Here is a 21,337-nt window from a genome sequence, read left to right on the forward strand (position 1 = left end):
TATAGGTTTAATTTCATCCAAAGTTTAGACTTTTTCTTTACAACCATCTTCATACATTATAAAAACGGAAAGAATTAAAGTACAATATTATTCTTTGGAGTGATGGCTGGCGGAAGATCAGATTCATCCAACATATCTCTCATATCGATTTCAATAGTACGGCTGATCTGAGTAATCGGCACATCATTGGCACTCCCTTCAAACGGATTAACAGAAGCTTCTCCTACGTTGTCTAAGGTATGGAAACACCAGGTCACCAGTAAAGAAAACGGAATATTGAACCATAATGTCCATCCTTCTACCATGGTTCCTTCCCCTAATTTGTCGAACTCTTTCAATAATCCGAAAGGAACGAAAACAATAAAGAGCAGCAAAAGATACGTGGTGATGGAAGAGAAATTTCTTGGATAGGGAAAGTTTTTAATTCTTTCAGCTTTTCCCTGATCGTCGGTAAACTTCACCAATTGCTGATTGATCTGTGTCCATTGAAAGTCATTCAGTTCTCCTTTTTCATAGGCTTCAGACAAAGCTTTACTCTGCTTCGCCATCAGTTGGGTAGCCCTGTTCTTTTTGCTTAAAATATACTGAAGTTCAGGTTCGGAAAGGTATTTTTTCAATTCTTCATCCAGTTTGGTCAGTCTCTCCGGAATATCATATTTTTTGGCATATTCATCAAACTGGTCTGTGCCCATATTTTCCCATGCTCTCGGTTCACGAAGCTGAAATCTCAATGCAGTAAGCCATGCATAATGACGAAGAAACATTTCTTTTACTTTACCAGGATCTTTAGAGAGCAGTGCATCTCTCAGGATATATCCAAAACTACGGCTGTCATTGATAATAGATCCATAGATTTGTCTTGCTTCCCAGAGTCTGCTGTAGCTGGCATTATTTTTAAATCCAACAATAAAGGCAACAGCTGTCCCCATGATGGCAATAGGCTGCCATGGAACAGAAAGAAACTTCCAGCCTAAAAAGTACAAGACTGTAGGAATAGCTGATAATACAACCAACGCATAAATGCTCCGTCTTGTCCAGATAATGAACTCCCGGGCTCCGAATCTTTTTCCTGAATGCATAAGTGTTTATTTTATAGTGTTTATTATGATCTATTTTTAAATAATGGTTTTCTTCACAGCATTCAGTAAAAGTTTTATTAGTTTTTAGTAAACGGGATGTTGTTATAAAAACCAATCTGAATCTGCCCTCGGTTTCTGTTCTCCTGAATCTGATTCATATACCCTGCTTCAATCCTCATATTTTTGTTGATGACATATCCTAAAGCACCATACACTCTGTTTCTGTCGAAAACCGGACTGTTGAAATGCAGAAAAATTTCATTATATACCGATGCATAAAGAGTTTTTGGCAGCATTTCTTTTTGAGTAATCGGAATATTCAGTCCCAGCATGTAACGGAATCTCATTCTGAAATCATCCTGCAGAAAACGTTCTTCCAAACGGTAACGATGCTGAAGATAGAAACGCCCGAATTTCTGTTTGGTAATATACTGCTGGAAAATTCGGTGTTCAATATTTTCTTTTTTCTCACCGTTTACATAAGGTTGGCTGAGAATGAAGCCGTATCCTAATAAAACATTGTTATTGTTCTCTGTAAGATCATATCCGATTCCTGTACGGATCAGTAACTGTTCCAGGTCTCCTACAGCATCGAAATTACGGTACTGGATTTCATTGTGCCAGTTCAATTTCTTGCTGATTTTATTGTTTCCAAAATACATATACCATGCTCCCAGATCGTTTTTTTGAGCAAATGTCAAAATGGACCCAAAACCTAATACTGTGAATGCCAACTTCGTAAAAACCTTTCTCATGTTTATCAATTACTATTATCTATCGTTTTTAACAAAATTAATATTTTAAATCAATAATAGCAAACAATATTTTATAAGTTATTATAAACAAGTAAGGATGCAATGGTCTGCATCCGTATTTGTGTAAAAGATTATCCTGGAACCTGTTCGGTCAGAACATTCGTTTCATTCTGGTCAAAATAAGTACAGGTCATTGCATGAAGATCCATTGTCCAGCCATTGATTCCGTTTTCTGCACAGTCTTTACAGAAAGTAAGGTAATCTGTTCCGCCTTCTTGGTGAAGCTTTAGCCTTATTTTAAAATTTTCAAGGTTTAAAGTATCGGAAATGGGAAGAGCATCATATTTGTTACCGGTCTGCACAGATTGATTTTCATTATTAAAGTACTCTGTATTTCCATCAGAGACATATGCTTTGTAATGAGAAACACCTAATGCTTTTATGGCTTGAATATATTGAGGAAAATCGGCTCCGGTTTTTACTTTTTGGTGTTCTGCTTTGATGTTTTCGATCGTAAATTTCATTCTTTTGTATTTTTCTGATTGTTATTATTTAAGAATATAAAAGTATTATTTTTTCATAAACAAATCATGTGTATCTGCTTATAATACAAAAACTAATTTAATCAGAAAATATAAATTTCATTTAATTTTTAATGAAAACAACGGCATGAATATTTATTCAAACCTGTCTTTTAAATAGTTCATATCTGCAATTTTACTTTCTATGGCATATACCACTAAACCTGCCGTATTTTTGGCTCCTGTTTTCAGCAGAAGACTGTTACGGTGGCCTTCAACGGTTCTGGAACTTATAAAAAGCTGATCTGCTATTTCAGAAGTGTTGTATTGTTTGCAGATGAGTTCCAATACTTCTTTTTCTCTTTTGGAAATATGGTTGGCATCAAAAATGCTGGAAACTTTTTTCTTAGGTTCTGTAAGGTTTTGATGTAAAGCTTCCATTACCTCGTTGTTATAAAAGAAACCTTTGCTGTGTACTTCCCGGATTGCCGTGAGCAATTCAGCAGGGCTAGAGTTTTTTTTAAGGAAGGAACAGGCTCCGGACTGTATCATATTGACAATAAACGCTTTTGTATTATAACTGGTCAATGCAACAATCCTGATCTGAGGATATTTGACATGAATTTGTTTGGTAGCTTCTACTCCGTTAATTTCCGGCATATTGAGATCCATCAGGATAATATCAGGCAGTTCTTCCAGGGTTATAAGCTCGTCAAGCAGCTCTTTCCCGTTACTGAAATCACTTACCAGTTCAATATCTTTTTCTCTCTGTATCAACAATGAAATTCCCTGACGAAAGAGTGCTTCATCGTCTACGGTTATTACACGAATTATATCCTTTTCCATTTTATAACGATTTAAAATGTAAATTCTACAGCAATCCCTTTATTTTTTTCACTTTCAATTTTAAGTGTTCCATTGATCAATTCTACCCGGCTTCTGATATTTCTTAAGCCTAATCCACCTTTCAATGTATTTTCATTAAGATCAAATCCTTTCCCGTCATCTTTATAGATACAGGTATTTTTTCCGTCTTTTCCCAAAAATTCTATCCCAATATGTGTACTTTCTCCATGTTTTATGGAATTGTTAATAAGCTCCTGAAGTATTCTAAAGATATGCAAATTTTTTTCTTCTTCTGCTTTTGCAAAGTACAAACTATTGGAATAAGTAACCTGCAGGGTTTTGGACAGGTTAATTTCTGAGCACAATGCATCTATTGCGGCATGGAGTCCAAATTTTTCTAAAATCGGAGGAAGGAGATCATGTGAGATCTGCCTGGCACTTTCTGCTGTTTTGTTGACCAGATGTATTATTTTATTTTTCAGATCATTATATTCTTCTCTGGACAAATTATCAAAATCCAAAAGATGGATATTTAAAGAAACCACACTGAGTTTTGAGCTAATATCATCATGCAGATCCTGGGCAATTCTCAGCCTTTCTTTTTCCTGAGCACTGATAATGGCGTGAGTAAGATCTTTCTCATATCTCACCTCCAGCTCTTTTTTCTGAATAAGGTTTCTTGTTATTTTCTTATTCGAAAAATAATAAAATATAATCAGGGTAATGGCCAGTAAGGTAAAAGCCAGAAAGGTATAAACGATAGTGGAAATAATTGTATTTTCATTCATTTTTTAAAATCATAACAGTAATTACACATTTTTTTTTCGGGAAGAAAAATAGTCTATCAGAATAAAGAGCTGGTACACAATGAACATAACAACATTGAATACCCAAATCTCTTTATGCAGTTTTCTGTTCATCACCGTATACAGATTTCCGGACAAAAATATTACGGTACTGCTTATCAGATAAAGTAAAAGTCCCAGACTTATATAATTGTATTTCTTTTTGGTATCCAGTATATTATATAAATGAAATAATGCAAGAATGATAATAGAATAAGAAGTAACAAAAATTTCAAATAGATTAAAAACATAATACTTTTCAGGGTATATGATATACTGTATAACGAGAACTACAGGAATGATAATTAAAAGTGTACGTGCTGCTTTTTTCTGGTATTTTTCTATTAAAATTTCATGAAAGAACAACCCCAGTAACAAAAACTGACCGATCAGATAATAATGAGAGAAAAACAGATTGTTAATCTTCTGAGAATTCAATACATAGAAAACAATTTCACATATTAATATCCAGGCCAGATAGCTGATGAAGAATGTATAGGCTTTTCCTGCTCTTGAAAAGCCCATACAGTATACTGCCAGATTGATCAGCAGAATGCCTTTTCCAATCAATGACAATATTTCAATCCAATGATCCAATAATCTCTGATTTTCAGATTACAGATTCCACCATTTTTCGGCAGAACATACACTTGGACAAGGTGTTGTCATATCATATACATAATCTCCTTTTTCATAGTTTACAATATCATTATCATATGCATCCACTCCTACCATCAGAAACTTAAATTCGCCTTCATTGGTAATGGCATTATATCCGCGATATTTCTCAAATCCTTTGTCTTTAATGAAAATATCATGGATATCCTTTGCAGGGATAAGGTGGGCCTTTATTGAAATTCCGTCAATACCTTTTGTGTTTTGCCAATTTGTGATCCATGTTTTAGCATCATCTAATGAGATTGCGTGTTTTGGTAGTTCCATAGTTTTTCTTGTTTTAAATTATATAATAGGTTTAGAATAAAGTCACTGTAGCTACACATTACAAGTTATGAAAAAAACTAACCATACCGTGAAATAATTTCATTTTAATTAACATAATATTCATTTTTCAAAATTATAATAATAACAAACAACAAAACTGCGTATTTCTACGCATTTTTCAATTAGGCATTTAATACGCTGTTATCTCTTTGTATTTCTTGGTTACTTTGTGGTATCCTTTATAGGAAAACCCCATGAGCATATCAACAGTACAGAAAGTTTATGATCTTCTGTAAACATTAAAAAATCTGTATCATGAAAAAAATTATCTTTTTTGTAATTCTTGCTTTCATAAGCAGTATTACAACGATCAATGCACAGATCACCACTGTAACTTTTGAAACTTCAACTGGTGGCAGCACAAGCTTTACCAGCAATGGATATACATTCAATATTATTTCACAGGCCGGAACTTTTAGAATTCAAAGTAATTATCCAAACACCGGCTGGAACGGAACAGCGAATGACAATGTCTATATTGACAATACAGGAACAACCAATATTAATGCTCCTTCTTTCAGTGTTAAAAGCAATTCTATGTTCACCGTATCCAAGTTTTGGGTCTTCCTGAGTAATACTGCTTTAAACCAGTCTACCTCATCAGGAACACTGATCATTACAGGAAAATTAGGAGGAGTTACAAAGTTTACCACCACAAAAACTTCAGGTTTTAATACAACATTCAATGCAACAATGGGAACAACGGGCATTAACAACGGATTTACCCTGATTGATCTTGCTACTTTAAATAATCAGAATAACAGCAATACAACCATTGATGAACTCCAGCTGCAATCCACCGGAGGATATGTCTATATGTGCCTGGATGCGTTTACATGGACAAAAATTTCCACGCTGGGAACTTCGGAAAATGTCCTCAAAGGCAAAGGGAATATTTATCCGAATCCTACTACTGGTATCTTCTATATGGATGACCTGAAAAAAAACGAAAAAGTTTCATTATACGACCAGGCTGGAAAACTTATGAAATCTGCAGCAGCAGAAAAAGATAAAAATGAGTTTGATATAAGCGAACTACCGGATGGCATTTACCTCATCACAACAGCATCAGGAAGCTATAAAATCATTAAAAAGAAATAAAAGCGGTACAGCTAGTAAATAATAAAAAAACCGACAGCTATCTGTCGGTTTTTGAATATTTTGAATTCAAATATAAATCTTATGGATGCTGCTGCATTTTAGCAGGATCGTCATAGTTTACCATCCAGTTGATTCCGAATTTATCACTAAACATTCCAAAATAAGCTCCCCAGAAAGTATCTGCCATTGGCATTGTTATTTGTCCTCCAGCAGAAAGACCACCGAATAATTTGTCTGCTTCTTCTTTAGATTCAGCATTCACAGAAATAGAGAAGTTGTTTCCTGCTTTGAAGTTGGAAGACCACTCTCCTCCTGTATCGCTTCCCATCAAAATCGTTTCTTTAGAGATCGGAAGTGAAACGTGCATGATTTTGTTTTTGTCTTCTTCAGGCGTTTCTTTTCCTTCCATTGGAGGCATTTCTCCAAATGTTCCGATGTAAGGATATTCTCCTCCGAAAACAGATTTATAAAAATCGAATGCTTCTCTGCAGTTTCCGTTGAATGTCAGGTAAACGTTTACTGTTGCCATAATTGTTTTGTTTTTTTAAGTTAAGTTTATTTTATTGAGGTTTTTCAGATAAGGTTTTTAATCTTGAAAGTCCTTTCTGATAATCTTTTCCAATAGCTTTCTCCATATTCATAAACAGTTTCATCAAAGTAAACGGATAAGGAATCTCTGAAGTAAATCCCCATGTTGCTTTACTTCCGCTTCCTTCCGGAACTACTGTTACATAAGCATTTGCTTCACTTTCATAAGGGGTGAGAAATTTGATTTTTGTATCTATTCTTTTACCTGTTTCATCTATTTTTTCTAATTCCTGACAACCTTTTCCTGCCTGTTTATTTTTACTGTCCCAGCAAACTTTTTCTCCGGGTTGACCGGTTGTTCCTGTCCAGTCTTTTTTCATACCCGGATCAAGATCATTCCATGGACTCCATTGATCCATTGCCTTGAGGGTATTGGTATTTTTCCACACTCTTTCTACCGGAGCATTGATAGAAATCGACTTTTCATATTTACAGTCTCCCGAAATAAAAGCAGCCCAAACCAACAAGATGATTAGTAATGTGGCTAAAAGTAAAAAAATGCGTTTAAATGTTCTCATCATAAATGTGTTGTTAATTATTATCTGTGTTGATCTATAAGAATCATATTTCCATCAGGGTCTTTCAGATAGATATGCTCAGGACCGGAAGTGGTTTCATCGGCTTCTTTCCCGATTTCTACTCCAGTTTCTCTTAACTTTTTCTGAATTTCACGCACATCATCAAAAGATTCCAGATTCTGTGCATTTTCATCCCATCCCGGATTGAAAGTAAGCATATTCCCATCAAACATCGCCTGAAAAAGTCCGATAAGAGTAGACCCGTTTTTCATGATCAGGTAATTTTGTGCTTCTGTTCCTGCCATAGTGGTGAACCCAAGTTTCTCATAAAAGTCTTTGGATTTCTGAAGATCTTTTACACTTAAACTGATTGAAAAAGCTCCTAATTTCATATTTTTATTGTTTTTAAAGCAAGTTTATGTCCTACGAAAACCAGTCCCCATACCAGAATTCCTAAAATCCAGAACCAGATAGGAGAAGGTAAAGATGCCATCATGTAAATGGTCATCAGTAAAAAAATAATTCCACAGATTGCAGCAGCTGTATATTTCCCATTATTTGAGATTTTTGAGGCTACAAAACCTGAAACAATTGCTGCCAAGGCATAGGCAATAATGATAAAAAACAGAGCCATAAAAGGAGCCTGATCTACATACAATTTCAAAGCTTCCATATCTCCGGCCTCTGCCTGTGCAGGTGGTGGGTACAAAGCATGCCCTATCTTTTCCACCACAGTAATACAAACGGATCCTGTGATAAGGCCAACCAATACAGCTAATATTCTTCTCAACATAGTTATTGGTTTTTCAATTGAGTTTTAAACTCCAGAGTTCCGTCATAACTTTTCCAGTCTCCTATAAACTCAATAGATTGTCCTTCAATTTTCTCTGTCTTTCTATTCCATTTGAAGTTATAGACAAACTTTCCTTTGAAAAGTCCCGAATGTTTTCCTTTATTCTCTTCTGCCAGCTCATATTCTCCATATACTGTTCCCTGTTTTTTGGAATCCTTATATTTTGAAATGGTAATTTTCCCTTCAAATTTCGCATAACTGGTATCCACAAGAGAATATCCTGAAACGAAATATTCCTGGTCATTCTTTTTATTCTGTTCAGAAATATTGATCTTCAGTTTCAGTTCCTGGCCTTTGCTCCCAATAGTCCCTATGTAAGGTTTACTATTGTTCAGCCAGGTATTTGAGATATCCGGCATCTGCCCTAATGTAAAATTGGCAGTCAGAATGAGGAGTAATAAAATTTTTTTCATGTTGTGTGATTTATTAAACACCAAATTGTGCCAGATGGTGATTCAGATGTTTAGCAAACATATTATTCCATTCCTGGGAATTCAGTTTTCCGAAAGAAAAAGATTCTTTACCATCGAACGCATCTGCGCCTAACTGCTGAGTCTTTTGAATAAACCCGATCAGTCTTGTTTTTTCTTCGTGAAAATTCTTTCTTGTGGTAATCAAAAACTGTGGAGCGGTAGGAGAATCTCTCGGATATGCTTTTTCTCCCACCACTTTAGGTTTTACGAAAGTTTTTAGTATAAATTTTGCAATCGCTCCCGGCTTTTTGTGTTTTTCCGGCTCATAGATCATTTCATAGGTAATACAACAGTGTGCCAGCATTTGGTCTACTGTCATTTTCCCCCACAAACCGTGAGTATCTTCTACCAATCTGTTGATCCTATCTATATAGTTTTGAGCATCTTTTGCATCAAATACATTTTCCATATAATTTCTATTTTACTATGGACAAATATATCAGTTTTTTTGTTTGATTTTATAGTCGGTTGAAAAAATTGAGAAGTGCTTGTTATGAGATACGAGTTACGGGGTACGGGATTCGAGTTCGAAATTTTTTTGGCTATTTTTCGGGGTATTTTTTATGTGTTTTTTCCTGCTCTTGTTTTAATTCGTCGGGCATAGAAACTGATTATCAGTCAGCCCATATACTGCCAAAAGCAACCAGCAAACCAGCATCCTATTAACATCTAACTTAAAACCCAGCAACAAATTAACCAAAAACTACTCTATCTCTTCCCGAGAAGTTTCCTCAATTGTAATTTCCTGAGGTGTGGATTTTTTGAAAATAAACCAAAGTTTGATCTTTAAAGCAATCCATCCTATAATAGCATATATTACTAAAAGGATAGTTAGATGTTTCAGATATGGGAATGTAAGTTCTACCGAACCCTTTTGAATTAATAAAATTTTGAAAGCCTGTAAGAAAGGAGTCAAAGGAATAATATTCGCGATAAACTGGACGAAAGCAGGCATTGCGCTCAAAGGCCATGTAAACCCGCTGATAATGAAGGCCGGTGAAGCAATTACCATCAGGATTTGTGTCGCTTTCAAAGCATCCGGGATTAGGATACTGATGAATACGCCCAAAAATGAAACTGATCCCACAAAAACGGCTGTGAGGAGTATAAAATTAAGAATTCCTTCCGGCATCGGAACCCTGAAGATCATATGCATAAAGTAATAAATACCTACAATAAGAATAGAAAACACCCAGATTGGAATGACTTTAATAAGCATGGTTGGGAAAGCCCATTTCTTCATTTTGAGATATTCTTTCACAAAAGATCCTCTTTCAAATTCGGCAGCAAAACTTACTGCCATTGCTAATAAAATTACCTGTTGTAATACCACTGCCAGCATTGCAGGCCACATAAAAATAAGATAGTTTCCTGTAGTATTGAAAAGAGTAATATAATTGGCTTTGAAGGGTTCATACTGTGTAGCCGCCTTTGCAGCGGGCATTCCTGCTTTCTGAAGAGCTTTAATGGAAGCTCCGGCAGAAAATGTTCCTATGGTCAGCTGAAGCGCTTTCGATGCAAAATTTGCTGTTAAAACATTCCCTGTATTGATATAAACATTGAGCTCCGGGTATTTTTTCTGCAACATATCTCCTTCAAATCTTGATGGAATAATTACAACAGCTGCTGCTTCATGCCTGATCACCTCATCTTTAATACTGAGAGGTTCCTGCAGATATCTGATAATTTTGATGCTTTTATTATCATCCAGCATTTCCGTCAGTTGGTTAGATAAAGGCGTATTGTCCCTATCAACAACCAAAACAGGAGTATTTTCAACTTTTCCGCTTTTGTAGACAAACCCCAGCAAGGTAGCATAGAAGACCGGTGCCAAAAAGAACACCGTCCTTAAGGTAGAATTGCCGATAAAAAGTTTGAACTCACGTTTCAAAAGACGGAAAAATTCTTTCATCTGTATATTTTTATATGTTGAAGAATAAAATGAAATTCAATTGAAACTTCATCTGTTCTTTTCAATTTATTTCAGGATTACATTCGCGTTGACCAGAATACTTTTAGCCTTATTCATGTCTTTGGGTTTTACTTTGATCTCATAGATCGCATCCTGTAACTGGTAATCAGGATAAGCCGTGGTGATATCAGCATACTTTGTCAACTGCTTAATGTATACAATATTTCCTGTCAGGTTTTCTTTGTTATACACTACCTGCATGGTTACCTCCTGCCCTTTTTTGTATTTTGAGATAGCACTTTCCGGGATGGTAAATCTGAAATATGTACTCTCCGGAATATATCCGTTAAACAGAGCGAAACCAGCGGTTGCCAGTTCCCCTGTATTTAAGCTGATGGTCTCAATTTCCATATCGTTGGTAGCAATGATATATCTTTCGGAATAGGCTACATTAGCTTCCTGCAAAGCTCCTTTGGCTTGTGAAGCCTGCCCTGCCGCCATTTCTATTTTTTCGAAACGGGTTCCTCTGTTTACATCATCCAATTCTGCCACTACAGCATCATACTGAGCTTTTGCGCCTTGTAATTTTGCATAGATTTCATCATGAGCCTGTGGAGACATTAAGCTGTCGCGAAACATATTGTTGGCTCTTTTGTAAGATTTCTGGGCAAATTCATATTGTTCCTTCAATCCTTTATATTTGGCCTGAAGTTGTTTCAGCTGATCGGATGTTGCTCCGTTTTTGGCCATTTGTTCCTGAGCTGAAGCCGCACTTACTGCACCTTGTGCCTGTGCTATTTTTGCAGAAACTTCAGGGACATCAAGCTGAGCCAAAGTATCTCCTTTCTTTACAGTCTGACCTTCAGAAACATATATTTTAAGAATCCTTCCGGTAACTTTAGGAGCGAAAGAGATCACAGCCTTTTTAGTTTTTCCTTCAGGTTCTTTGATTTTTTCATTTTTTTTGTCACAGCTCCCCAATAAAAACAGAGCAGCGAAGAGTATAGATATATTTTTATGCATCATTTAAATTTTTAAGGGATTAAATAAAATTTGGTGATATCCAGCTCCTGGGTAGACCTCATCAGTTCTATTCCCGCTCTTCTCTGGTTGAAAATGGCATTCTGATATTCCAGTTCGGAAGCTTCCAGGTCGTTTTCTGCATCAATAAGCTGTGAAGATTTGCTCATTCCGTATCTGAATTCTTTTTCGGCCTGTACCAACGCATTTTTTGCCAGCTCTTTTTCTTTGGCTTTCAAGGTAATCTGTGCAGAAGCAATATCGTAATTGGTTTGATTATTGGCCAGATTCAACGTCAGCTTCTTCAGCGCGTCTTCTTTCTGGTTCTGCAATACTTCTTTCCCAACTTTGGCTGTTTCTTCTGCATGTTTTCCTTCTTTACCATCGAAGATCTCCCATTTAAAACCGACACCTGCCGTAATCAATGGAAACACGTTGATATTATTGGGTCTCCAGTCCAGCTTTTTTCCTTCATATCCAAGAATTGGCACAGCAGGAATGACATTTTCTGAGGACTTTATTCTGTTTCCATACAATCCGATATAATAAGCAGAAGCCATCAGCTGTACTTTGGGAATCATCCACGTTTTTTCTGCCTTTATTTTATAGTCTGCAGCACTGATCCCATGTTCCAGTGCACGGATTTCTGCTCTTTGTTCAATTCCTTTTTCTGCAGCCAACAATTCTACAGGAGATAATACAGGATCAATCATTCTGAGCCTGTCTCTTTGAATCCCTGTCAAAATATAAAGCTGGGTAAGAAGCAATTCTTTTTTCCCTTCATATTCTACCATTTTAGCATCTAAAGTAGCTTGGGCCAGCTCGATTTTCTTATGATCATAAGGTGTTATCAAACCATAGCCAAGCGCTTTGTCCGCAGTTTTTCTGTTGATATCCAGTCTTTTTTTACTTTCATCCAGAACTTTTTTAGACTGATGAATGAGAGCTAGCTGGTCATATGCTTTAGAAATAGTAGCAATCACCTCATCTTTTGTTTTCTCCAGAAGGATATCTTCAGACTTTTTCTTTTCTTCCACCGCTTTTTTCATGTACTTCACCTTTCCTCCTGAATACAGCAGCATTTTGGCATCTGCCTTGGCAATACCTGAAAATCCGGAAACATTGAAATTATTGTTGAAAGCCCCTTCAGGGATATTGATAAAGGGAGCGAGATTGAATTCTGGTGACGTCAGTCTTGCTGTTCCGTTGAGATAGCCAGCCTTACCACTTAATTCCAGAGTTGGAAGAAAGATATCCTTGAGTTTGTGTTCGTCAAGATCGGTAAGTTTGTTTTGGGTAATCTGCATTTTGAGGTTCGAGTCCCGAACCATAGCACTATCCAGAAGTTCTTTAAAATCCGGCGCAGACTGTGCCCAGCCAAAAGCGGGGAAAGCAAAAAAACTAAACGTAAAAATCAATAAATTGTTTTTCATGGTTTATGTTTATAACAAATATAATGCAAAAATTGTTAAAATCCTTAAAGATAATTCTACAATACCGTGAATTTAAACTAAGTTTAAAATACGTTTAAGTTTAAAGCCCTACAAAATAAAGTTTTGGGCAAAGCGTTTAAATGTTAATTAAAAACTAAAAAACTTTGAAAAATTACTTAACTCTACTTTTTCCATACTCAATTGAGAACTATTTTATCAATAAATAAAGGGATATGAGAGTATTATAACTAAAAAATATCTATAAATTTTTTATACTGAATTTTGAAATTTGGATTCCTGCGGAATGATAAAGGATGTAGATAGGTTCTTGGAAGAAAAACGCTATGATCGCAAAGGGATTATGAATTGGCTTTAAAACGAGCGCAAAGGCGTGATACTCAACAAAAGGATTCGATAAAACTCTATCCAAACTAATCAATTCAATAGGAACGGGCTTTAGCCCGTTTAATGAGAACAAAATTTCCAGCAGCTTTAGCCCAAACTTAAAGCCATTGAGAAATGGATACATTATCACCTTCTTCTTTTATTTTGATTTTGAATTTTGGAAACCGGATTCCTGTGGAACGAGAAATGGAGTGGATAAACTTTGATAATAAATAATCTGCTCGCTGTAAAATTGAGTGTAAGTTTGGGCTAAAGCCAAAGGAATTTAAATTATTTATTAAATGGGCTAAAGCCCATTTCTATTGAATAAAACTGGACTTATTCTCTTTATATTTTAAATTTTGGAGGCTGGATTCCTACGGAATAGCAAACTGGATGCTTAAGCTCTGAAATAAAAATCAGTAAAATTTTTGAGAATGAGGATTCAATAGGAATGGGCTTTAGCCGAAACTTATATTACAACGCAATGTTCGCAAAAGCATTATGGATAGCTTTGAACTCGTGCGCAAAGGCGTTTCACTAAGCAAAGAACATGACGAATTATCTTATTCTGAAAAAACGAAAACTCCCCACATCACTGTGAGGAGTTTTCTGTATAATTATAATAAGCTGATTTATTTTTGAACTGCTTTTTTCATGCCAGCATCAGGGCGTAAAATTCGGTAACGAACTTCAATGTCTTTCGGTACGTAGAATACCAATGGAAGTTTACTGTTATATCTTACAATTTCAGGTTTTAAAGTCACAAACTTTTTAGTCTGTTTTTTATCCAGACAACCCATCAGTGTTCCTGCGGTTTCTCCTTTAGATTCTACTTCATAATAGTTGTATCCCCATCCCTGAAGATCCTGAGTTTTCATTTCTCCCATCAGGAAATAGTTGTTACAGTCTAACATTTTTTCAGCTCCTACAAAAAGTTCAACTTTCAAATCGTTTTCATTTTTTGCTACGGGAAGCTGAATATATACTTGCTTATATCCTTCTTTTGCTTTGGGGAACATTTCAATCTGTAGTTTTTCAAACTTCTCTGCTTTCTTTTGTGCGAAAGCATTTACTCCAGCCATTAATACTAACCCTGTGATTAAAGTTTTAGAAAATTTCATCTTTTAATAATTTTTTTAATTGCGACTATCTTAATTCCAAAAATCATTCCAAAATTAAACAATTGTTTGATTTTTCGATTTCATTCTATTTTTATTAAAAATTTAGAAATAAAAAACTGCAGTAAAAAAATTTACTACAGTTTTCTATGTTGATCAGTTACTCTGAAATTGTTACATTACTTCCTTTTGTATGCGCATTCATCTGTGGTGCGTAATAATTCTGCATCGTTGTAATTCCGTTGGAGAATTTTCCTGATGCATTGGAGACCACATCGTATTCAAAAACATATTTTCCTTTCGGCATATACTGAATATAGAAATTGGTAGAGGCATCTTTGGTAGACTGATAGTACCCAAGATTATTTTTCCACTGGTATCCGGATAATACATCTACAGGCTCGAATCCTGCTGCACGCATATCTTTAATATGAATAAACTCCATGGCTCTGTCCGTGTTCAGAATCATTCTTACGGTTACTTTATCTCCTACTTTCAACGGTGTTTCAGAAGAGATTTTCTGAAGTTCTTCTCCGTTTACAGTTTTCACTTTTTTAAGTTCTTCTCCGTTTACAGTTTTCACTTTTTTATAAAGCTCTTTCGTCACAGAAATATAGTTTTCTGAAGATTTTATTTTATCAAGATCCTCATAATATTGCCAGAACAATCCTCCCTGAACAATTCCAGGACCAGGTTTCGTTACAGTTACAGTGGCTAGGTTTTTATCTATAGCTTCTGGCTTCACTGTGGATTTCACGTAGCCTGTAGCTTGTGTCTGAGGAACTAGTTCTTTTCCACCCCAAACAATTGTTGCTTTATCACTTTCTGTTCCCGTCCATGATTTTCCCGAATTCAAAATGGTAAAGATCACCTCAGCTGTTCCTCTTGAACTTCCCCATGAGTTAACTTCTTTTTGGGTTACCAGCCAGATTTTCACATCTTCAATAAAGTTTTGGTCGTTAGATTGTAACCTATTGAAAGCTTCCAATGCTCCGGCATGGTTGACTACTTTCGAGCCGAACCATCCCCAATCATTCAGGTTCTGTTTCCAGTAGACCCCTTGTGTTTTGGTATCTGTAGAAGTTTCCTTAAGATAAGTCATCAACTTTGCAGACACATCTTTCAGACCATAATCGTTCATTAATAATGCAGCACGGTGAAGTCCGAAGAATGTAAAGTCGGTAATTTTCGCTGTTTTTGCCTTTTGTTTCACCAATGTTTTCAAGGTAGCACCTTTTCCTTTCAATGGATATTGCTTTTCCCAATAGTTTCTGGTATCAAGATAATCCATTGCCCAGTTGTTCCAGACATTTCCTTTTTTAGCATCAAAATATTTATTCACCTCATTATCTACATACTGGATCAATTTAGCAACAAGTACTTTTTGATCAGCATTTTGATAATCTTTCACATTATCTTTTAACCAGGAATTGATTTTCCCTAAGTTTTTAAGGATATACAATGACGTTCCGTAAGAACTTGGATAACCAGGATACCATGAGAATCCGCCATCAGGATTCTGCAGTTTTTTGAAATCGTCCCAACCCTGATTGATAGAATTTTTCATGATATTGACATCAAACAGTAATGCCAGTTTCTGCATCTGTTCATCTTCATTTTTACTTTCCAGCACCCATGGTGTTTCTTCCAGCAACAATTGTTTTAATTCCTGATTCTTTTCAAGATTTGAATTTAATAATCCCTTGTTCTGATATTCCTCAAAAACCGTTTTCATTTTTGGATTTGCTTTGAATATTTCCGAAGCCAATACATCCGCAAACCACTTGTTGAATATCACATCTGCAGAGTTATTCTGGTCATTTTTCAGACTTGGAAGGGCAAACATAATTTCCCAGACCGGATTGGTTGTCAGTTCTAATGTATTCGAAACAGTAGAAGCTGTTGTAGAGATATTATTTTTAAGGTTATCCAGTACAAATGTTTTGGTCTCTCCTTCTTTTACAAATACAGGAACAGCATCCGTTACCAGCATTCTGTTTGGCAATACCGCAATAGCCTGCTGCTCTCCATCCGAATACGCTCCAGCTTTTGCTACCACTTTGAAAATAACAGAAGAAACATTGTCTGGAACTTTTAATTTCCATGTCAGTGCACTGCTTCCGTTTTCAGCTAAGCTAAAGTTTTGTCCTCCTGAACTCATTCCGAATTTAGAAGAAATATTTTCATTGGTGAAGGCATCTAAAATCTGTAATTCGGCAGAGCCATTGAGTTTTTTATCGGTAAGATTGGATAACTTCGACTGTAGATTCAACTCGTCCCCTTCTCTCAGGAATCTTGGATAGTTAGGAGTTACAGAGAATTCTTTCTGCGTTACCACTTCTTTTTCTAATGTCGCTGCTCTTGCATCTTTGGTGTGGGCAAGAAACATCAGTTTCCATTTTGTCAGTGCTTCCGGAGAAGTGAACTCGAAGCTTACATTACCTTCTGCATCGGTTTTCAGATCCGGATAGAAGAATGCCATTTCGTTTAGATTCTTACGAACAGCTACTTTAGCCAGATTTTCTTCAGAAGATCCAGGAGGAGAAGTTTCTACCTTCGGAGCTTTTACAGGTTCAGGAACAACATTCTGCATCACCTCAATTCTATCTTCTGCAACAGCAGCTCTTGCTGTTTTAAATTTAGCACCAGCAATTGGTGACGGAGGTGGTGCATAAGCCGGAGCTTTAACTCCTTCCTGATTGCTAAATCCTACTATAGTTTCCCTTGAAATTGAATAATAATTTCCATCAAACCAGTTAAACTGAGGAACAGTTATATATCTGTCTTCGAAATACTTTAATCTCTTCTGATAGTTTTGCTGCTGCAGATAATTTCTGATTCCATAAGAAGTCACCATTACAAATGGAGTATATAATTTTCTCCAGCTGTACGTGTTTTTAGCAAACTGATCCAGAGACATATCATACATATTCGCCAATACCTCAGCATTGATCTTTTCATTATCATTTCCGGTTACTTTTACTGTCCATTTTTCCTTAGAATTCGGTTCCAGTTTATCTCTGAAAGTAACGGTTTCAATTTTCAAAGGTTTTTCAGTATCTTTTATTTTTAAAGAAACAGATTCTGTATTCACATCATTAAATGCTACCAGCTGAAACTGAAGATTCAGATCTGAGACACTTTTATCTTTAGGAATTTCAGCCGTATATTCTAATACTCCGTTTTTCATCTGATGAACTTCTGAAATGGTTTTTCCGGATCCGTCCTGCACAAAAACATTGATTAAAGCATCAGGAACAGCCGAGTAAACATACACTTTTGCTTTTTCTCCTCTCGATAATTCTTCTTTCGGAGCGATAACCGTAAGGAATGTTTTCTGAGTGGGTTTTAAAGCTGTTTTATCCCAAACACTGAAATATTGTGACGTTTTGATCGTATCTTTTCCTTCAATATTGAAAAGTTCAAGTTCATAATCTCCTGTTTCCAGTTTTCCTAAATCAAGGTTGGTTGAAAATTGAGCATTGTCAGCGGATGGCTGCTGCTGTCTTTCAATCAGTACTTTTTCCGTTTTCCAGTTTTTGATCTCATCATTTTTATCAAAAAGATCGTGTGGGAATCTGCTGATGAATTCTTCTTTTGAATATTTAGGCAGATTCTGAACATCAGACTTGAAATTTTCTCTGAAAATCCTATCCGGAGCAGTTAGTTTTGATAGCTTAACCTGATATGGCTTTTTAAAATTCTGATCATTATAATTTTTGGTTTCTACCTTCACTTTTACATTTTCATCTGTAAAAATATTGCTGATGTTTTCTGCCTGAATGTAATGAGAAACCGACGCTACTTTTAATTGAGTATCGGCAGTCTGCGTTTCTCCGTTGATGTCTGTAACGGATGCATTGATGGCATAATTATCAATTTGTATCCCTTCCAGTTTTTCATCTTTTTTAAGTTCCAAGTGAATGGTAAATTCTCCTTTTTCATTGGTTTTGGCTTCGCCTAAAATTGAATTTTCATTATCATCATTCTGTGGATACCAGCTGAAATATCTCCATCTGATATTTTGTTTTTTGATCTCATAATTCACTGTAGTATTGCTCAAAGGCACTCCCGAGAACATCACGGCTTTTCCTTTCAAATCAATTGTTTGGCCATACTTATACTCTTCTTTTACCGGATCAAAGGTTACTTCAAATTTGGGTCTTTTATATTCTTCTACCCTGAAATTTTTATATCCAGCACTTTCCCCTTCTATTCTCAGGTAAAAATTACCATTCAGTTTTCCTTTTGGAAGAATGAAACTTCCATGATAAGAACCGAATTCATTGGTGGTGAAATCCTGTGAAGAAACCTCTTCACTATTAGTGTTCAATAACGTTATTTTTTGTTTTAATCCTGAAATAACAGTTTCAACTTCTTTATTCATTCTGGTATTAATCACCTTGAAATAAACAGTCTGTCCGGGACGGTAAATTCCTCTGTCTATAAAAATCTGTGCCGTTGAACGGGTTTGTTTATTTGGATTATAATCTTCAGCATAACCTCTGTTTCCGTACACCTGCATGATCTGAAAATCATTTGTTTTAGGCTGTTGAATCAGGAATGTTCTGTAATACTCTTTACTATCTGTAGCAGGAAGCTTAAATACTCCGCTGGCATTGGTTGTTCCCTCAATTTTAGTTAATGTTTTATTGGAAACAAATTCATAAAATCGAAGACCTTCATTGGCTAAAGGTTTACCATTCTCGCTATTTACCAGTTTCAACTCATCTGAAAGAGGGCTTCTATCCGTTTTATTCTGATAAATGATTCTGTTTCCGGAAACCAGAAAATATAAATTCTGTCTGGAGTCTGTATCTTTCATATCCGCTCCAGCAACCGTAAATTCTGCAACATACACTCCAGAAGGAAGAGGTTTCACCTCCAAAGAAGTTTTGTGACTCTGATAATCTTTAGGATCCGGAAGCTGGAATGTTTCTTTCCTTACCAGATTCTTTTTTAGTTTATTGAAAGTATCGGAATAAGAATCCTGAACATATCGAATTAACGAAGTAAAATCGTCTTTCACTTCATAAATATTCAGGGTAAATTCTGATACGTTCTGATACTGTGCTACAAAGTGAATCGGCAGATTATTCTGTGTTTGGGATTCATATTTTAAAGTCAGATACGGATTGACAATCTGTGCTTCCTTGCTTTTAATATTCTCCAGGAAAAGAGATTTCGGATATTCACTTTTTGCTTGTGCCGCTAATGCAAGAGCTTCTTTAGGCTTCTTCTGATTAGTAAGTTCATCCATCACATCTCCCATAATCATCACTTTATAATCTCCTTCTATATTAGATTTCAAAAGATTCTGAAGCTGCTGAAGTTTATCCTTACAATGATTGAAGTTACAGTTTTCCGTAAGCTTTTCTTTCATGAAATACAGCTTGGAATTTCCTGTATTCTGTTCGATCAGTTCATCATAAATTACATTGATTGTTGTATGGTTTTCGGTCAGTTCATTTTTGGTAAAAATATTGTTTTCAGATAAAAACGCTATTTTCTTTACTGCATACCAATCTGACAATGTCGGGAAATAAATAAGGTCTTCTGCTTCTGAAAAGATATTTTTATACTTTCCCAGAGAGATCTTTTTCATTTCAGGTTTTTCTTTATCAAGTTCCTGGAAATTTTTCGTCAGATAATTTTTGAAATCAAGTTTACTCCAGGTTTCAATCTGTGAAACATCCTGTGAATTGATATTGGTTCTTCCGTTTATTTTCCATGAGTTCTGGTTGTAATAATCCATGAAAAAGCCATTCATTAAGACTTTGTATACCAGCTTTCCGTCTCCGTTTATTTTACCTTCTGCATCTTTAATTTTTTTGAAAAACTGAGAAGCAGCATTATTCTGATCATCATCCACGGTTTGGTTTACAATACTGAATTCCGCTTTCAGAGAACGGATCAGCTCGAAGGCATTATTTTCTTTCATGGCTTGTTTTTGTATGTCTAAAATAATGGGAAGATTAGATTTATAAGCTCCTTTTACACTGTTATCAGCCACTTTTTTCCATTGGGTATCATAATATTTCTGTGCGGATACCGTTGAAAAGCTTAGCATTACAAGCAAAAGCAGAAAAATCTTGGAAAATCTTTTCATATATATTAATTTTGATAAATGAACATCTTAAAAATACTGAAAAAAACCGTCATAGACAGCCAGATTTATGTCTCTCTTATGGGAACTCTTTTTGCAGTATTTTTCATGAAAGAGCAAAACACATTCCGTTTCCCTACTTTTGCATTTATTTTCATCACTTATTTCAGTGGTTATCTGTATACTAAATATCAATATACCAGGTATTTTTTCAAAATAGTGATCATCAACGCCATTGCCGGAATCATCTGTGCTTTTTTAATCATTCATAATCATAATGAAATCAGACTTCTGAAATGGTTTATCATTGTCGTGCTGGGATTGCTTTATAATAGCTTTTTTCTTGATGTGTATATCCGGAAAATTCCTTTACTGAAAGTCTTCTACGTAGGATTAGTGTGGGCATTGGTCAACTGCTGGCTTACCCTTCCGGAATTTAGTATTCCTATTTTTCTGATCAGCTTTTTCTTTATCACTGCACTTGTACTTCCTTTTGATATCCGCGATATGAACAGCGATACAGTAAAGACTTTCCCCATGCTGATAGGTGTGAAAAACACTAAATATATTGCCTACGCACTTGTTTTCATCAGCAACATCATTGGGATCTTCTATCTTGAATTATCTTACGCCATATCTTTTTTTATGACAAGCATCGTAACTTATATTCTCATCTACTTCTCTGATAATAAAAGAGATGACGCTTATTTCTCATTCGGAGTGGAAACTTGTTCGGCACTTCCTTTTTTATTTTTAGTAATAATGGAGTATTTTTGACGA

At 35.6% G+C, this 21,337-nt stretch carries 20 protein-coding genes; 2 read left to right on the forward strand and 18 right to left on the reverse strand.

Features of this window, described 5'->3' with window-relative positions; translation table 11 throughout:
- Window positions 1–74: 74 nt before the first annotated feature.
- The 7 genes from REB14_RS03120 to REB14_RS03150 all read right to left on the reverse strand — a co-directional run bounded on the left by REB14_RS03120 (window position 75) and on the right by REB14_RS03150 (window position 4,988).
- Window positions 75–1,079 carry a bestrophin family protein gene (locus REB14_RS03120; protein WP_309521475.1) on the reverse strand — a complete coding sequence of 335 codons (1,005 nt, stop codon included), beginning with the start codon at window positions 1,077–1,079 and terminating at the stop codon, window positions 75–77.
- A 77-nt stretch (window positions 1,080–1,156) separates the two neighbouring features.
- Window positions 1,157–1,834, reverse strand: a complete 678-nt coding sequence (locus REB14_RS03125; RefSeq protein WP_309521476.1) for a DUF2490 domain-containing protein — start codon at window positions 1,832–1,834, stop codon at window positions 1,157–1,159.
- Between the two features lie 131 nt (window positions 1,835–1,965).
- A complete protein-coding gene (locus REB14_RS03130) occupies window positions 1,966–2,358 on the reverse strand; it encodes a DUF1398 domain-containing protein (protein ID WP_309521477.1) in 393 nt (130 codons plus the stop codon).
- A 153-nt stretch (window positions 2,359–2,511) separates the two neighbouring features.
- A complete protein-coding gene (locus REB14_RS03135; RefSeq protein WP_079242237.1) occupies window positions 2,512–3,201 on the reverse strand; it encodes a response regulator transcription factor in 690 nt (229 codons plus the stop codon).
- 11 nt (window positions 3,202–3,212) lie between these two features.
- Complete coding sequence (locus REB14_RS03140; RefSeq protein ID WP_309521478.1) at window positions 3,213–3,989, reverse strand: sensor histidine kinase; 777 nt, start codon at window positions 3,987–3,989, stop codon at window positions 3,213–3,215.
- A 21-nt stretch (window positions 3,990–4,010) separates the two neighbouring features.
- The gene (locus REB14_RS03145) at window positions 4,011–4,643 is read right to left on the reverse strand and encodes a hypothetical protein (RefSeq protein ID WP_309521479.1); all 633 of its coding nucleotides are present in this window, start codon (window positions 4,641–4,643) and stop codon (window positions 4,011–4,013) included.
- Between the two features lie 18 nt (window positions 4,644–4,661).
- Window positions 4,662–4,988: a hypothetical protein gene (locus REB14_RS03150; protein WP_079242240.1), complete on the reverse strand. Its 327-nt coding sequence runs from the start codon at window positions 4,986–4,988 to the stop codon at window positions 4,662–4,664.
- A gap of 315 nt (window positions 4,989–5,303) precedes the next feature.
- On the opposite strand from REB14_RS03150, the gene REB14_RS03155 reads away from it, so the two are divergent.
- Window positions 5,304–6,149, forward strand: a complete 846-nt coding sequence (locus REB14_RS03155) for a T9SS type A sorting domain-containing protein (RefSeq protein WP_309521480.1) — start codon at window positions 5,304–5,306, stop codon at window positions 6,147–6,149.
- 79 nt (window positions 6,150–6,228) lie between these two features.
- Here REB14_RS03155 and REB14_RS03160 read toward each other — a convergent pair whose 3' ends face one another.
- From REB14_RS03160 to REB14_RS03210, 11 genes are all read right to left on the reverse strand, one after another.
- Window positions 6,229–6,678 carry a VOC family protein gene (locus tag REB14_RS03160; RefSeq protein WP_309521481.1) on the reverse strand — a complete coding sequence of 150 codons (450 nt, stop codon included), beginning with the start codon at window positions 6,676–6,678 and terminating at the stop codon, window positions 6,229–6,231.
- Between the two features lie 31 nt (window positions 6,679–6,709).
- Window positions 6,710–7,258, reverse strand: a complete 549-nt coding sequence (locus REB14_RS03165; protein ID WP_309521482.1) for an SRPBCC family protein — start codon at window positions 7,256–7,258, stop codon at window positions 6,710–6,712.
- Window positions 7,259–7,275: 17 nt separating this feature from the next.
- The gene (locus tag REB14_RS03170) at window positions 7,276–7,647 is read right to left on the reverse strand and encodes a VOC family protein (protein WP_079242243.1); all 372 of its coding nucleotides are present in this window, start codon (window positions 7,645–7,647) and stop codon (window positions 7,276–7,278) included.
- On the reverse strand, window positions 7,644–8,048 hold the full coding sequence (locus REB14_RS03175) for a hypothetical protein (protein WP_079242244.1): 405 nt from the start codon (window positions 8,046–8,048) through the stop codon (window positions 7,644–7,646). Before REB14_RS03175 ends, REB14_RS03170 begins: the two co-directional genes overlap by 4 nt.
- A 2-nt stretch (window positions 8,049–8,050) precedes the next feature.
- The gene (locus tag REB14_RS03180; RefSeq protein ID WP_309521483.1) at window positions 8,051–8,521 is read right to left on the reverse strand and encodes a hypothetical protein; all 471 of its coding nucleotides are present in this window, start codon (window positions 8,519–8,521) and stop codon (window positions 8,051–8,053) included.
- A 13-nt stretch (window positions 8,522–8,534) separates the two neighbouring features.
- Window positions 8,535–8,990: a DUF1569 domain-containing protein gene (locus REB14_RS03185; protein ID WP_034699611.1), complete on the reverse strand. Its 456-nt coding sequence runs from the start codon at window positions 8,988–8,990 to the stop codon at window positions 8,535–8,537.
- Window positions 8,991–9,284: 294 nt separating this feature from the next.
- A complete protein-coding gene (locus tag REB14_RS03190; protein ID WP_079242246.1) occupies window positions 9,285–10,493 on the reverse strand; it encodes an ABC transporter permease in 1,209 nt (402 codons plus the stop codon).
- 66 nt (window positions 10,494–10,559) lie between these two features.
- Complete coding sequence (locus REB14_RS03195; RefSeq protein ID WP_309521484.1) at window positions 10,560–11,516, reverse strand: HlyD family secretion protein; 957 nt, start codon at window positions 11,514–11,516, stop codon at window positions 10,560–10,562.
- A gap of 11 nt (window positions 11,517–11,527) precedes the next feature.
- Complete coding sequence (locus REB14_RS03200) at window positions 11,528–12,946, reverse strand: TolC family protein (protein WP_309521485.1); 1,419 nt, start codon at window positions 12,944–12,946, stop codon at window positions 11,528–11,530.
- A gap of 1,019 nt (window positions 12,947–13,965) precedes the next feature.
- Window positions 13,966–14,454 carry a serine protease inhibitor ecotin gene (eco, locus tag REB14_RS03205; RefSeq protein WP_079242249.1) on the reverse strand — a complete coding sequence of 163 codons (489 nt, stop codon included), beginning with the start codon at window positions 14,452–14,454 and terminating at the stop codon, window positions 13,966–13,968.
- A 157-nt stretch (window positions 14,455–14,611) separates the two neighbouring features.
- A complete protein-coding gene (locus tag REB14_RS03210) occupies window positions 14,612–20,560 on the reverse strand; it encodes an alpha-2-macroglobulin family protein (protein WP_309521486.1) in 5,949 nt (1,982 codons plus the stop codon).
- Between the two features lie 18 nt (window positions 20,561–20,578).
- Between REB14_RS03210 and REB14_RS03215 the strand changes: the two genes are divergently transcribed.
- Entirely contained in the window at window positions 20,579–21,334 is a 756-nt protein-coding gene (locus REB14_RS03215; RefSeq protein WP_309521487.1) for a UbiA prenyltransferase family protein, read from the forward strand.
- Window positions 21,335–21,337: the final 3 nt, after the last annotated feature.

Origin of the sequence: Chryseobacterium metallicongregator (genome assembly GCF_031324065.1) — a bacterium.
GTDB classification, from domain to species: domain Bacteria; phylum Bacteroidota; class Bacteroidia; order Flavobacteriales; family Weeksellaceae; genus Chryseobacterium; species Chryseobacterium metallicongregator.

Coding starts and splice junctions, on each gene's coding strand:
- REB14_RS03120 (WP_309521475.1), bottom strand. CDS start 1,079: ATGCATTCAGGAAAAAGATTCGGAGCCCGGGAGTTCATTATCTGGACA.
- REB14_RS03125 (WP_309521476.1), bottom strand. CDS start 1,834: ATGAGAAAGGTTTTTACGAAGTTGGCATTCACAGTATTAGGTTTTGGG.
- REB14_RS03130 (WP_309521477.1), bottom strand. CDS start 2,358: ATGAAATTTACGATCGAAAACATCAAAGCAGAACACCAAAAAGTAAAA.
- REB14_RS03135 (WP_079242237.1), bottom strand. CDS start 3,201: ATGGAAAAGGATATAATTCGTGTAATAACCGTAGACGATGAAGCACTC.
- REB14_RS03140 (WP_309521478.1), bottom strand. CDS start 3,989: ATGAATGAAAATACAATTATTTCCACTATCGTTTATACCTTTCTGGCT.
- REB14_RS03150 (WP_079242240.1), bottom strand. CDS start 4,988: ATGGAACTACCAAAACACGCAATCTCATTAGATGATGCTAAAACATGG.
- REB14_RS03155 (WP_309521480.1), top strand. CDS start 5,304: ATGAAAAAAATTATCTTTTTTGTAATTCTTGCTTTCATAAGCAGTATT.
- REB14_RS03160 (WP_309521481.1), bottom strand. CDS start 6,678: ATGGCAACAGTAAACGTTTACCTGACATTCAACGGAAACTGCAGAGAA.
- REB14_RS03165 (WP_309521482.1), bottom strand. CDS start 7,258: ATGATGAGAACATTTAAACGCATTTTTTTACTTTTAGCCACATTACTA.
- REB14_RS03170 (WP_079242243.1), bottom strand. CDS start 7,647: ATGAAATTAGGAGCTTTTTCAATCAGTTTAAGTGTAAAAGATCTTCAG.
- REB14_RS03175 (WP_079242244.1), bottom strand. CDS start 8,048: ATGTTGAGAAGAATATTAGCTGTATTGGTTGGCCTTATCACAGGATCC.
- REB14_RS03180 (WP_309521483.1), bottom strand. CDS start 8,521: ATGAAAAAAATTTTATTACTCCTCATTCTGACTGCCAATTTTACATTA.
- REB14_RS03185 (WP_034699611.1), bottom strand. CDS start 8,990: ATGGAAAATGTATTTGATGCAAAAGATGCTCAAAACTATATAGATAGG.
- REB14_RS03190 (WP_079242246.1), bottom strand. CDS start 10,493: ATGAAAGAATTTTTCCGTCTTTTGAAACGTGAGTTCAAACTTTTTATC.
- REB14_RS03195 (WP_309521484.1), bottom strand. CDS start 11,516: ATGCATAAAAATATATCTATACTCTTCGCTGCTCTGTTTTTATTGGGG.
- REB14_RS03200 (WP_309521485.1), bottom strand. CDS start 12,946: ATGAAAAACAATTTATTGATTTTTACGTTTAGTTTTTTTGCTTTCCCC.
- eco (WP_079242249.1), bottom strand. CDS start 14,454: ATGAAATTTTCTAAAACTTTAATCACAGGGTTAGTATTAATGGCTGGA.
- REB14_RS03210 (WP_309521486.1), bottom strand. CDS start 20,560: ATGAAAAGATTTTCCAAGATTTTTCTGCTTTTGCTTGTAATGCTAAGC.
- REB14_RS03215 (WP_309521487.1), top strand. CDS start 20,579: ATGAACATCTTAAAAATACTGAAAAAAACCGTCATAGACAGCCAGATT.